12 protein-coding genes are annotated in these 12,667 nt (G+C 34.7%); 8 read left to right on the top strand and 4 right to left on the bottom strand.

The genetic code is table 11. From position 1 onward, the window contains the following. Positions 1-64 precede the first annotated feature (64 nt). Positions 65-1,426, bottom strand: coding sequence for a sodium-dependent transporter (locus tag H3T96_RS09735; protein WP_198248641.1), 1,362 nt, complete (start codon positions 1,424-1,426; stop codon positions 65-67). 335 nt (positions 1,427-1,761) lie between these two features. On the opposite strand from H3T96_RS09735, the gene ubiG reads away from it, so the two are divergent. The 4 genes from ubiG to H3T96_RS09755 all read left to right on the top strand — a co-directional run bounded on the left by ubiG (position 1,762) and on the right by H3T96_RS09755 (position 6,376). Then, on the top strand, positions 1,762-2,472 hold the full coding sequence (ubiG, locus tag H3T96_RS09740) for a bifunctional 2-polyprenyl-6-hydroxyphenol methylase/3-demethylubiquinol 3-O-methyltransferase UbiG (RefSeq protein ID WP_144090973.1): 711 nt from the start codon (positions 1,762-1,764) through the stop codon (positions 2,470-2,472). Positions 2,473-2,539: 67 nt separating this feature from the next. Further along, positions 2,540-3,904, top strand: coding sequence for a gluconate transporter (gene gntT, locus H3T96_RS09745; RefSeq protein WP_334323326.1), 1,365 nt, complete (start codon positions 2,540-2,542; stop codon positions 3,902-3,904). Positions 3,905-4,045: 141 nt separating this feature from the next. Beyond that, entirely contained in the window at positions 4,046-5,512 is a 1,467-nt protein-coding gene (gene guaB, locus H3T96_RS09750; RefSeq protein WP_086327057.1) for an IMP dehydrogenase, read from the top strand. Positions 5,513-6,070: 558 nt separating this feature from the next. Then, the gene (locus H3T96_RS09755; protein ID WP_144090976.1) at positions 6,071-6,376 is read left to right on the top strand and encodes a DUF6694 family lipoprotein; all 306 of its coding nucleotides are present in this window, start codon (positions 6,071-6,073) and stop codon (positions 6,374-6,376) included. A gap of 432 nt (positions 6,377-6,808) precedes the next feature. Here the strand turns inward: H3T96_RS09755 and pgm are convergent, their stop codons facing one another. Together pgm and H3T96_RS09765 are read right to left on the bottom strand one after the other, a co-directional pair. Further along, a complete protein-coding gene (pgm, locus tag H3T96_RS09760) occupies positions 6,809-8,446 on the bottom strand; it encodes a phosphoglucomutase (alpha-D-glucose-1,6-bisphosphate-dependent) (protein ID WP_144090978.1) in 1,638 nt (545 codons plus the stop codon). A gap of 91 nt (positions 8,447-8,537) precedes the next feature. Then, the gene (locus tag H3T96_RS09765; protein ID WP_086326061.1) at positions 8,538-9,050 is read right to left on the bottom strand and encodes a hypothetical protein; all 513 of its coding nucleotides are present in this window, start codon (positions 9,048-9,050) and stop codon (positions 8,538-8,540) included. Positions 9,051-9,422: 372 nt separating this feature from the next. Here H3T96_RS09765 and H3T96_RS09770 point away from each other — a divergent pair, with 372 nt between their 5' ends. Further along, positions 9,423-9,926 (top strand): glycine zipper 2TM domain-containing protein, encoded by a 504-nt coding sequence (locus tag H3T96_RS09770; protein WP_144090980.1) that lies wholly within the window; start codon positions 9,423-9,425, stop codon positions 9,924-9,926. A 246-nt stretch (positions 9,927-10,172) separates the two neighbouring features. After that, positions 10,173-10,580 carry a lactoylglutathione lyase gene (gene gloA, locus H3T96_RS09775; protein ID WP_172398431.1) on the top strand — a complete coding sequence of 136 codons (408 nt, stop codon included), beginning with the start codon at positions 10,173-10,175 and terminating at the stop codon, positions 10,578-10,580. A gap of 186 nt (positions 10,581-10,766) precedes the next feature. Here the strand turns inward: gloA and gmk are convergent, their stop codons facing one another. Then, positions 10,767-11,390, bottom strand: coding sequence for a guanylate kinase (gene gmk / locus H3T96_RS09780; protein ID WP_144090982.1), 624 nt, complete (start codon positions 11,388-11,390; stop codon positions 10,767-10,769). Positions 11,391-11,636: 246 nt separating this feature from the next. On the opposite strand from gmk, the gene H3T96_RS09785 reads away from it, so the two are divergent. Beyond that, positions 11,637-12,332, top strand: a complete 696-nt coding sequence (locus H3T96_RS09785; protein ID WP_086326065.1) for an AzlC family ABC transporter permease — start codon at positions 11,637-11,639, stop codon at positions 12,330-12,332. Then, positions 12,329-12,652, top strand: coding sequence for an AzlD domain-containing protein (locus H3T96_RS09790; RefSeq protein WP_144090984.1), 324 nt, complete (start codon positions 12,329-12,331; stop codon positions 12,650-12,652). Before H3T96_RS09785 ends, H3T96_RS09790 begins: the two co-directional genes overlap by 4 nt. Positions 12,653-12,667: the final 15 nt, after the last annotated feature.

The raw sequence follows: 12,667 nt of genomic DNA on the forward strand, positions 1-12,667 counted from the left end.
GGGTAAAAAAGCCTTGATGGATATCAAGGCTTATAATATAGGTATTATATAATTTTGTTATTATTTAAATAAATCCATAAATAAGAATCAAAATCACCGCAACAGGAACAATAAATCGAGATAATACCGTCCAAATATTGAACCAAAATTCATTTAAGTTTAACTCTTCACGGATACGTTTTTGATTCATCATCCATGCTCCAAACACTACCGTACCTAAACCGGTAACAGGTAACATGATTTTACTCGTTAAATAATCCAGCAAATCAAAAATATTTTTATCAAATAATTTTACGTTTGACCATTCATTAAATGACAAAATACAAGCAATACCTAACGCCCAGATGAAAACACTGCTTACCACTGTTGCTGTTTTACGTCCCATATGGGTTTTTTCTTCTAATAGTTCAACTGTTGGTTCAAGCAATGATATTGAAGAAGTTAACGCAGCAAAAGTTAAGAAAATAAAGAATAAACAACCTAAAATAGCACCACCAGCCATATTACCAAAGGCAATTGGAAGTGTAACAAAAATAAGCCCAGGACCGGAACCCGCTTCTAAACCGTTGGCAAAGACGAGTGGGAATATCGCCATACCCGATAGCATTGCTACTATTACATCTAAAATCACCACAGTACGCGCGGTTGATAGTAAATTTACATCTTTACCAAGGTAAGAACCGTACGCCATCATTATGCCCATACCTAATGATAAGCTAAAAAAGGCATGACCTAATGCTGCTAAAATTGCGGTGCCATTTAGCGCTGACAGATTTGGGGTAAATAAGAATTTAAATGCTTGACCGAAAGATGGACCACTCACATAAGCGGCATAACCAACTAATACCAATAGCAATATGCCTAAGCCTGGCATCATGACTTTACATGAACGCTCTAAACCCGCGCCAACGCCCAAAGCAACAATAAGGGTATTAGCCGCCATAAAAACGGTATGCCATATTAATAGGCTGTTAACGTTGCCAAGAAAATTGCTAAAGATTTGACCAGTGCCTGCACCATCAACACCATTAAAAGTCCCTTTAATTGCTAAAAAGATATAATCGGTTGCCCAGCCACCAATCACACTATAAAATGAAAGAATTAAAAATGAGCCGAGTACACCAATAATACCCACCCATTTCCATAATTTAGATCGACCTTCTGAAACTGCGACATCTTCCATAGTATGAATTGGATTTTTTTGGCCACGACGACCAATTAACCATTCTAAAACCAAAATTGGTAAACCAATTAAAAACATAAACAGTAAATAGGTCAATACAAAGGCTGAACCGCCCATTTCACCCGCCATATATGGAAACTTCCAGATGTTTCCTAACCCAACAGCAGAACCAGCCGCAGCAAGCATGAATCCCATGCGTGAGCTCCACTGGGAGTGACTTTTTTTCATAGTACCTGTACTCATGAATATTTACCTTGCCCTCAAAATAATTATTTAATTGTCGCTTTAATTAATGTGTAACCATTACTTTATTAAAAGCATAAAATTGCAAATCATGCCATGAAAAACAAGGGGAAACAAGAAATCATTATAAATTTTAATGTGACTGTCTATTTTTACATTAGAATTATTTATTGTGATAAATTTTATTATATTGATTATATTAAGATTTTATTTTAAATATACTTATCACTCACTCATATTTTATTGATATTGCATTTAATTTTATTCTTTTATTCATGCCGGCCATGACATAAAATAGAGTCTGATTAATTAAATTTTTGGATAAATAAGATCCCATGACACAAAATATTGATTTCAATGAAATAAGTAAATTTTCTCAGTTAGCAGCTCAGTGGTGGGATCCAAATGGCAAATGCAGACCTCTCCATATTATTAATCCTTTACGTGTGGATTATATTAAACAACAGGTAGGTTGTTTAGAAAACAAACGAGTGTTAGATGTCGGCTGTGGGGGAGGCATTCTATCCGAAAGTCTTGCAAAATTTGGCGCTGATGTTACAGCGATTGATCTGGCAGATGAATCACTAGCAGTTGCCCAGCTTCATGCAAAAGAAAATAACCTAGTTATTAGTTACCAAAAGCAAACCGTTGAAGATCATGCTAAAGAACATCCCGCTCATTATGATGTAATTACTTGTATGGAATTATTAGAACACGTGCCGGATCCATTTTCGATTATCCAAGCTTGTGCAACGCTACTTAAACCGAATGGCAAACTCTTTTTATCTACTATAAATCGTAATCACAAAGCTAAATTATTGCTAATTTATGGCGCAGAATACATCGCTCGAATGGTACCAAAAGGGACTCATGATTTTAACCGATTCATTCGTCCATCAGAATTAATGAATTGGGTAGAGCAAGCGAAATTGGATGTTGAAGATATCATCGGCATGGAATATCACATACTTAAAAATGAATTTAAATTGGGACCAAACATTGATGTTAATTACATTTTGACAGCTCAAAAAACCTCAAATTTGTAAAATGTGATCTAATTCTCATTTTAGACATTTTTTCCATTATTTTTTTTATTTTCCTCTATAATCCCGAATGTTACCGATAACATGTCAGATTATTCTAGAGGAAATATTCATGCCGTTAATCATTATAGCTATAGGCGTAGCTTTATTACTTATCTTAATGTTGCCGCTGCGTGTCAATGGTTTTATTGCCTTGATTCTTGTTGCCTTAAGTGTTGGTATCATGGAAGGTATGCCCGTAATGGCAGTGGTTCAATCCATAAAAAATGGAGTAGGGGGAACACTGGGTAGCTTAGCATTAATTATGGGTTTTGGTGCCATGCTGGGCAAACTATTAGCGGATTGTGGTGGTGCACAGCGCATTGCAACAACGTTAATTAATACGTTTGGTGATAAAAAAATACAATGGGCTGTTACCCTAACGGGCTTTATTGTTGGTTTTGCCTTATTTTATGAGGTAGGTTTTGTTTTATTGCTACCGCTTGTATTAACCATTGCAGCAACCCTTCGTATCTCCCCATTATATATTGGTATTCCTATGGCGGCTGCCTTATCTGTTACTCATGGTTTTTTACCTCCTCACCCTGGACCAACGGCTATCGCCGAAATATTTAATGCTGATATGGGACGCACTTTACTTTACGGTACCATCATAGGTATTCCAACTGTAATTTTAGCCGGTCCTGTACTTGCCAAAATGCCTTTTATACGAGCCATTAATCATCCGATTGAAGACGGATTGTATAATTCAAAACAATTTACTGATGAACAGATGCCAAGTTTTGTTGTCAGTGTATTTACTGCTTTAATTCCAGTTGTACTCATGTCAATTCGAGCGGTATGTGAAATGACTTTACCTAAAGGGCATTTGATTCTGCCTTATGTTGAATTCTTTGGTGATCCAATTATCGCTACATTGATTTCAGTTATTGTCGCCGTGTTTACCTTTGGCATTTTCCGTGGTCGTTCAATGGCTCAAATTAATACGACTTTAGCGGATTCAATTAAAATCATCGCCATGATGTTATTGATTATTGGTGGAGGTGGCGCCTTTAAACAAGTTTTAGTTGATAGTGGCGTTAAAGTTTATATTGAAGAGATGATGCATGCATCTAATATATCACCACTTATTATGGCTTGGTTAATTGCTGCATTATTGCGATTAGCTCTTGGTTCGGCAACGGTTGCGGCATTAACTGCAGGTGGCATTGTATTCCCATTAATCGCTTCTACCGGCGTGAGTCCGGAATTGATGGTGATTGCGACTGGAGCAGGTAGCGTGGTGTTTTCTCATGTTAATGATCCTGGATTTTGGTTGTTTAAAGAATATTTTAACCTTAGTATCACCGAAACTATGAAATCGTGGTCATTGTTAGAAACGGTCATTTCGGTGTGTGGATTGGTAGGTTGTTTAGCGATCAATATATTTATCTAATTTACCGCATTTTTATTTTTTCCTTAGTGGATAATTCTGCTAAGGAATTTTTCTTAAATACCGCTGGTCTTTTTGCGCAAAAGTGAGTAGAATGCATCGGCAATATTTTATCAACAACTCAACTCAATGGTGAATATTGTCATGTCTCGTATAGTAAAAGAAGCCCTCACGTTTGATGACGTGTTATTAGTCCCAGCCCATTCCACTGTTTTACCGAATACTGCTGATATCAGTACGCAACTTACCCAAACCATTAAACTAAATATTCCAATGCTTTCAGCAGCAATGGATACCGTTACTGAGTCTGATTTAGCCATTGCACTCGCGCAAGAAGGTGGAATTGGTTTTATTCATAAAAATATGTCAATTGAAAACCAAGCTAATCATGTAAGACGAGTGAAAAAACATGAAAGCGGGATTGTACAAGATCCGGTAACTGTCTTACCAACAGCCACTATCAAACAAGTAATCGATTTAGCGAAAGAATATGGATTTGCTGGTTTTCCAGTTGTGACTGAGTCACAAGAATTAGTGGGTATTATAACTGCACGAGATGTTCGATTTGCAACTGATTTATCACTGCCCGTTACTGCGGTAATGACGCCGAAAGAACGTTTAGTTACGGTAAAAGAAGGCGAACAGCGTGAAATTGTGTTAAAAAAAATGCATGAACATCGCGTCGAAAAAGTGTTAGTTGTTGATTCGAAATTTCATCTTAAAGGTATGATCACCGTCAAAGATTATAATAAAGCTGAACAAAAACCTAATGCATGTAAAGATGAAAAAGGGCGCTTGCGTGTGGGAGCCGCAGTGGGTGCGGGGGCAGGAAATGAAGAACGTATTGCTGCATTAGTTGAAGCTGGCGTTGATGTGTTATTAATTGATTCATCGCATGGACACTCTGAGGGGGTGTTAGAGCGTATTCGTCAAGCTCGAAAAGCCTATCCTGATCTACAAATTATCGGAGGTAATGTCGCTACAGCAGAGGGCGCTAAAGCACTTATTGATGCTGGCGTAAATGCTGTTAAAGTAGGGATAGGTCCAGGTTCAATTTGTACTACTCGCATTGTTACTGGCGTGGGTGTACCACAAATTAGTGCAATTATGGATGCCGTTGAGATGGCACAAAAACACAATATTCCAGTTATTGCCGATGGCGGTATTCGTTTTTCTGGAGATATTGCCAAAGCCATAGCTGCGGGTGCTGCTTGTGTGATGGTCGGTTCTATGTTTGCTGGCACTGAAGAAGCTCCTGGCGAAATTGAATTGTTCCAAGGTCGAGCTTATAAATCTTATCGTGGTATGGGATCACTTGGTGCAATGGCCAAAGGATCGTCCGATCGCTATTTCCAAACGGATAATGCTGCTGATAAACTCGTACCAGAAGGTATCGAAGGGCGTATTGCTTATAAAGGTTTCTTAAAGGAAATCATCCACCAACAAATGGGTGGATTACGTTCTTGTATGGGATTAACGGGTTGTGCAACCATTGATGAGTTACGCACTAAATCGAAATTCTATCGTATCACTGGCGCAGGTATGAAAGAAAGCCACGTACATGATGTTTTAATTACCAAAGAGCCGCCTAACTATCGAGCAGGGGTATAATTTAATTATATCTCTTTTCTAGCGTAGTTTGATTTTAGGCATTTTAAATTAGGTATTGCCTATCATCATTAAAATTTTTCAAAACTAAAGGGACTTCTTAAGTCCCTTTAATCAATGGTATTACAACAGCGTATTTTTTATCTTTCTTTGTTTTAACCATGATTCATACTTAAATATTGAATTGAAGATAAAAAAATGAAACGGTATAGACTCCTGAATATTTTTTACAAAATATTCCTTATAATGCATAACATTGTCATTCAGTACAAATTCTTTTATTGCTATTGGTTTGTGTATTTTTAATTGATTAGTTGTCAATGTAACTTAGGCTATCTCATCGTTATCGTTTTAATGAAAAATCCTACCAAATTATAAGTTAAAAATTTAATTGATACTCACATATATAATTTTTGATATTCTGTTTTAAAAATTTAATAAATTTAATAAAATTAATAAGTTTTGGAGTTATTTTTTTTCGTAAATAATTTGATCTGTAATTAAATTACCTATAACATTAAGTAATAATCAGTATATTATAAAGATAAATGGAAATAGAAAATGAGAAAGTTATTATTTGTGTTAATTTCAGTAGTATTGTTAACTGGTTGTGGTGATAAAACCATTGATGCATCATCCCCAGAAAATCTAAAAAAATCGATATCTGATATGGTAAGTGAACTTGAAGGTGATCGGTTACAATCGTTTAATATTTCAATGGGTAGAATTATGATTAATTCAGCTATTGAAGCTGCGGGTGACGATAAAAAGAAACAAGCGATTATCAAGAACAAAATTAATGGTAAAACGGCTTCGGAAATTATTAAAATTGGTGAAAACGAAAAATTACCAGGAGAAGCGGACTAAATATTTTTGAAATTTCAAGATTGCAATATTTTAATACAAATTAACGAGATTTTTTAAATATAAAGATTTATTTTTTAAGAATAGTAATTTTAAAAATCGGTAATATAAATAATTCATTAGGTTAATATTAAATTTTATAATTATCAATAGGTTATTTTATAACTCTCAATAAAAGTTGCAATCTTTCCAATATTAACCAAATTCTTTGTCAGGTTCTTTCATTTCAATAAACACCTTATTATTCCAACCCAAAAAATAATAATTCAAAGTGCTCAGAATCATCTTTTTAATGGTAACTTTCATTACAAGAATTTCTAATAATTTTACTGAAAAAAATAATTAGAAATGTTTTTTTTATAAAAAAAAAATAGCAGCCATAACGACTGCTATTTTTTCTTTTTTTGGGGGTTTAAATAACCGTCTTTGATATGGTTATTTTATTGCCTTGGCTACGATTTCTTGTGCTTCTTTCTGTAAAGTCGCTAAATGATCATTACTGATAAAGCTTTCAGCATAAATTTTATATGCATCTTCCGTACCTGATGGACGAGCGGCAAACCAACCATTTTCTGTGATAACTTTTAGTCCACCGATTGGTGCATTGTTAGCGGGTGCTGTGGTTAAGCACTGGGTTATCTTTTCTCCTCCAAGTTTGTCAGTGGTTAACTGACTTGCATCAAGTTTAGATAGTTTTTGTTTTTCACTAAACGTTGCAGGAGCTTGAATCCGTCCATAATAAGATACCCCAAATTTGTCTTCAAGTTCTTGGTATTGTTCTTGAGGATTTTTGCCGATTTTAGCTGTCATTTCAGCAGCAAGCAAACAAAGAATAATACCGTCTTTATCTGTTGTCCAAACTTTGCCGTTTGTTCTTAAAAACGATGCGCCCGCGCTCTCTTCACCCGCAAATCCTAATTTGCCGTTATAAAGCGCATCAGCATACCATTTAAAACCCACTGGGTACTCTAAGTATGTTTTATTAAGGCTATTTGCTACGCGATCTATCATTGAACTGGTGACCAATGTTTTACCAATAGCAATATCTTTGTTCCATTGTGGGCGATTTTGGAAAAGATAGTTAACGCAAGTTGAAAGATAAGCGTTAGGGTTCATTAATCCTTTAGGCGTTACAATTCCATGACGGTCAGAATCCGTATCGTTACCAAATGCTAAATCAAACTTATCTTTTAACTCTAATAAACCCGCCATTGCCCATTGGCTGGAGCAATCCATTCTAATCACTTCATCATGATCCAAATGCATAAAACTAAAAGTCGGGTCAATTTTATTATTAACAATATTGAGGTTTATACCATATTTTTCAGCAATACGCGGCCAATAAGTGACACTCGCACCACCTAATGGATCGACACCTATATTTAAATTTGAGGATTTAATTAATGCCAAATCTAAAATATTTTCCAGATCATTAACATAATCTGTTTCATATTCTTTGGTATGAATATAAGATGAATTAAGTGCTTTTTCTAACGTAACACGCTTTACACCATTAAGGTTGTTTTTGAGTAATTCATTAGCGCGATTTTCTATCTGTTTCGTAATATCGGTATCAGCCGGTCCACCATTAGTAGGATTATATTTTATACCACCATCTTCAGGGGGGTTATGTGAAGGGGTAATGACAATACCGTCGGCAAGTTGTGATTGTTTATCTTGATTAAAAGTCAGAATGGCATGTGAAATAACTGGTGTCGGCGTATATCCCCAATCACGCGCGATAATTACCGTTTGCTCGTTTGCAACGAAAACTTCAAGCACAGATTTTAAAGCTAATTCGGACAGAGCATGTGAATCTTGACCAATAAAACACGGACCTGTGACATTGTTGGCTTTACGGTATTCGGCGATTGCTTGAGCAACAGCTAAAATATGCGCCTCATTAAATGTACCTTTATTTGCACTACCTCGATGACCTGAGGTGCCAAAAATCACTAATTGACTGGCATTTTCTGGGTTAGGGCTAATCTGATAATAATTATTTTTCAAAGTTTCAACATTAATCAAATCGGCTGGCTTTGCTAATAATCCTGCTCGGCTGTGATTTGCCATTTTATACTCCTTTTTCCAAAATTTTATATCCACATCCAAATTTATATTTATGTTAGCAATTGTTAGCTATTTAATATATATAGTGAATGTTTTATTTTATTTGTGCTGAAAAAATATTAATAACTTGGTTTATCATACTTTCTGAAATGCCCATATCACTCATTATTGATTCTAGTATATACATTTTTCTAGCCGTATTAGTATTACTAATAACCCAATAAGGTGTTCCGATAACTTCGCGAGGCTTGGTATTTTTACCTGATGTTTCTAAAGATTTTTTATCTTTTGCTAAATATTGTCGTTTACTACCATGTAAAGAAGTGGCCGCTATCGAAAAAAGGGCGGGATTATAGTTATAAAGTGCGCCAAGTAGTAATATAAAACGGCTAATGATTGACTTTTCGTTAATAAACAAATCACTATCTAATAAATCATTAAATAATGTATATTGAGTTTCAGGTTGAGAAACAATGTTAGTCTTAGCTTTAACGGGTTGATTTATTTTTAATAAACGTCGCAAAATACTGGATGCATCTTCACCAATATGTTTTGTTTGTGATGCGATAAAATGGTATAATTCTTCGTCAATTTCGATAGTTTTCATTATGTTAGTTATGCCTATTAAATTAATTTACTGGACTCGTTTGCATTGCAAAGTTGTCGGGTTAATGTAAATTGTTGTTTACTTCATTAGACAAGCAAGTAGCATTTATTGATTAGGCTATTGCTTTTTTAGTTTCTGTTATTAGTTTATATTATGACAGGCGGATATCATAACTGATAATATTAAATGAAAAAATAACCGTTTCATATACTAATTGTATGGTAGATAAACTATTGAGCTGAGTATAACCCAACTTGATAATAAATAATATTATCATTTGATAAAATAATGAAAAGCATATTGTCGTTTTTGTAAAAGAATATTATGCTTAAAAAGTGTGAGCTTGCTCATGCTCAATAATATGAGGAATAAATTATGAAAAAAATTGTCACAGCAGCTATATTAGTTTCACTTCTCTCTGGTTGCACCAATAGTGATATATATTCAGGTGATGTTTACACAACTGATCAAGCAAAACAAGTTCAACAAGTTAGTTATGGTACTGTCGTATCTGTACGTCCAGTCAAAATTCAAGCCAACGCTACAAATGGTAAAAATGAAAACGTTGTCGGCTCACTAGGTGGGGCTGTGATTGGCGGTGTGTTAGGTAATACCATTGGTAATGGTACCGGTAGAGCTTTAGCGATTGCGACAGGCGCTATTGGTGGTGCAGTAATTGGCAGTGCAATTGAAGATAAAACTAGCCAAACAAATGCTGTCGAATTAGAAATTGAGCGAGAAAACGGCGGTAATATTGTTATCGTGCAAAAAGGCTCTCCTAATGAATTTTATGCAGGCCAACATGTTCGTTTAGTAAGTAATGGTAAACAAATAAGCGCCTCTCCACGCTATGGACGTTCTTATAATAATCAATAGTTTTAACAACTGTTAGTCTTAACTTTCGCTTGCTTGATAAGTGAGCGAAAGTTGAAGTTTAAATTTGAGTTATGCTATTAGCATAATAATCTCTCCAAGTTAACCATTAATTACTTCTCTAAAAATTTCCCATTTCAATGCAATTTCTAAATCAAACTCTAATCTAAATATAAAATATTTGCCTGTATAATCACTAACAGATAAAATCAGTTGGTGCAGTTAACTATTAAAAGGAACAATAAAGCAATGCGTATATTACATACTATGATTCGAGTTGGAGATTTACAACGTGCTATTGATTTTTATACTCGTGTAATGGGAATGAAACTATTAAGAACCAGTGAAAATACAGAATATAAATATTCTCTCGCATTTGTTGGTTATGGTGATGAAACTTCCAGTTCAGTTATAGAACTTACCTACAATTGGGGCACAGAGCTATATAATCATGGTGATGCTTTTGGCCATATTGCCATTGGTGTGGATGATGTTGCTAAAATGTGTAATGATGTAAAACAAGCGGGTGGTAAAGTTACACGTGAAGCGGGGCCCGTTAAAGGTGGTAAAACTATCATCGCTTTTATTGAAGATCCAGATGGTTATAAAATTGAGCTGATCCAAAATGATCAGGCGGATAAAGCATTAGGTAACTAATTTTATTGACTCATAAAATCGCCGATTCATATCGGCGATCGACTAATTTTTTACATCAACTTTTTTACATCAACTAAGGTTTATAGTTTTGTAAAATTACTATTGTGACTCCTCTGCAACACTCTAATAATTAATGCAAATAAATATCTAACTTTATTTAGTGATTTAGTGCAGATCGATAATTAATTATTCAGCAAGCAATTCCTTGAGTAATTGTTGATTGGCTAAGGCTTGTTTTGGTTGCTCTAAACTGGCTGCGTTGATAATAGAATTTAATGCATTTAAAGAACATTCAAAATCATCATTAATGATAATGTAATCATATTCATTATAATGTGAAATTTCAGCTTGGGCTTTTTGCATTCTTTTATTAATAACAGTTGCATCATCTTGGCCACGTTTAATTAGGCGATTTTCAAGCTCTTTGAGTGATGGCGGTAAAATGAATATGCTTTTTGCTTGTGGCATTTTTTCCCTTACTTGTTGTGCTCCTTGCCAATCAATATCCAAAAATACATTAATACCTTGTGACAAACTTTGTTCAATCTCAGCTTTAGAGGTTCCATAATAGTTTTCAAACACATGAGCGTATTCTACAAATGCTTGCTCATCAATTAATGACTCAAAATGTTTGTGATCGACAAAATAGTAATGTGTGCCATGTAATTCTCCTGGTCTTGGATTACGCGTGGTATGAGAAATAGAAACTTTAGCAGGATGATGATCTTTTTGCTCTAAGTAAGCTCGAATTAAACTTGATTTACCTGCACCACTTGGCGCTGAGATAATAAATAGCGTTCCAGTATACATATATTTGATTGCCACTTTAATTAATATTAAGTTATTTTATTGTCATAAAAACGAGTTTGGCGATATTATAACAAACTTTAACGATAGTTTTCTCATATTATTATGCAGGCTATTTAGTTGGTATAAGTTTATGCTAAGTTAAAATTAATTAAAAAAATATACTGAAACGTATGCTTAACCTGAAACTTTTTTACAAAAAATTATAATTATTCATTAGTGGTACAGTTATTATATTAAGGAAAGAACATGTCATTAACATTTAAAGATGGTGTTTACGCTTGTATCCCAACTTTATTAGGTTACATTGGTATCGGTATTGCTGCTGGTGTTGTTGGCAAATCTGCACATTTATCTGTATTAGAAATCACGTTATTGGCCGTAATTATTTATGCTGGAGCATCACAATTTATTGTTTCTGGATTAATGTTAGTTGCTACACCTATTTCAGCTATTATTTTTACGGTATTTTTAGTCAATTCTCGCCATTTTTTAATGAGTATGGCAACCGCACCGACTTTTCGAAAATACTCCTTACTTAACAATATTGGGATTGGTAGCTTATTAACCGATGAGAGTTTTGCCGTGGCAATGAATGCAATCGCTAATAAAGAGCCTATTAATGCTGCATGGATGCATGGACTAAATTTAACCGCTTATATTACTTGGATTTTATCCTGTTTCATTGGTGCCCTAATTGGTGAGTGGTTACCCGATCCAACAAAATTTGGGTTAGATTACGCTTTAGTGGCTATGTTTATCGGGCTTTTGTATTTACAGTTAATTGGCGATAAAACTAAACGTTTAAGAAATCGAGTTATTGCGATGTTAACGGTGAGTGTTTTATTGGTACTGTTATTACGATTTATTTCTTCTGAAATGGCTATACTTATCAGCACATTCGCAGGTTGTTTTATGGGCGTTGCAATGGAGCGTAAAGCATGACCACATATAGTTTATTAATTATTTTAGGGTGTGGACTTGTTACTTGGCTGCCGAGAGTAATTCCATTTATACTAGTACGAAAAGTGCAATTGCCTGAAATCGTTATCCGATTCTTATCTTATGTACCTTTATGTATTTTAACGGCTCTTTTTGTGCAAAATCTTTTTATTGCCAAACAAGACGAATTTCCTGTTTTTAACATTGAGTATTGTTTAGCGGCTATACCAACTACGTTGATTGCCATTTTGACTAAAAATTTAATGTGGATTGTAATTGTTGGTATGTGCTCTATGGCGGTCATTCGGTATTTCTTGGTTTAATGATAAATAGGAACA

This window comes from Gilliamella sp. W8136 (assembly GCF_016101285.1).
Lineage (GTDB): Bacteria > Pseudomonadota > Gammaproteobacteria > Enterobacterales > Orbaceae > Gilliamella > Gilliamella apicola_N.

Coding starts and splice junctions, on each gene's coding strand:
- H3T96_RS09735 (WP_198248641.1), bottom strand. CDS start 1,426: ATGAGTACAGGTACTATGAAAAAAAGTCACTCCCAGTGGAGCTCACGC.
- ubiG (WP_144090973.1), top strand. CDS start 1,762: ATGACACAAAATATTGATTTCAATGAAATAAGTAAATTTTCTCAGTTA.
- gntT (WP_334323326.1), top strand. CDS start 2,540: ATGTTACCGATAACATGTCAGATTATTCTAGAGGAAATATTCATGCCG.
- guaB (WP_086327057.1), top strand. CDS start 4,046: ATGTCTCGTATAGTAAAAGAAGCCCTCACGTTTGATGACGTGTTATTA.
- H3T96_RS09755 (WP_144090976.1), top strand. CDS start 6,071: ATGAGAAAGTTATTATTTGTGTTAATTTCAGTAGTATTGTTAACTGGT.
- pgm (WP_144090978.1), bottom strand. CDS start 8,446: ATGGCAAATCACAGCCGAGCAGGATTATTAGCAAAGCCAGCCGATTTG.
- H3T96_RS09765 (WP_086326061.1), bottom strand. CDS start 9,050: ATGAAAACTATCGAAATTGACGAAGAATTATACCATTTTATCGCATCA.
- gloA (WP_172398431.1), top strand. CDS start 10,173: ATGCGTATATTACATACTATGATTCGAGTTGGAGATTTACAACGTGCT.
- gmk (WP_144090982.1), bottom strand. CDS start 11,390: ATGTATACTGGAACGCTATTTATTATCTCAGCGCCAAGTGGTGCAGGT.
- H3T96_RS09785 (WP_086326065.1), top strand. CDS start 11,637: ATGTCATTAACATTTAAAGATGGTGTTTACGCTTGTATCCCAACTTTA.
- H3T96_RS09790 (WP_144090984.1), top strand. CDS start 12,329: ATGACCACATATAGTTTATTAATTATTTTAGGGTGTGGACTTGTTACT.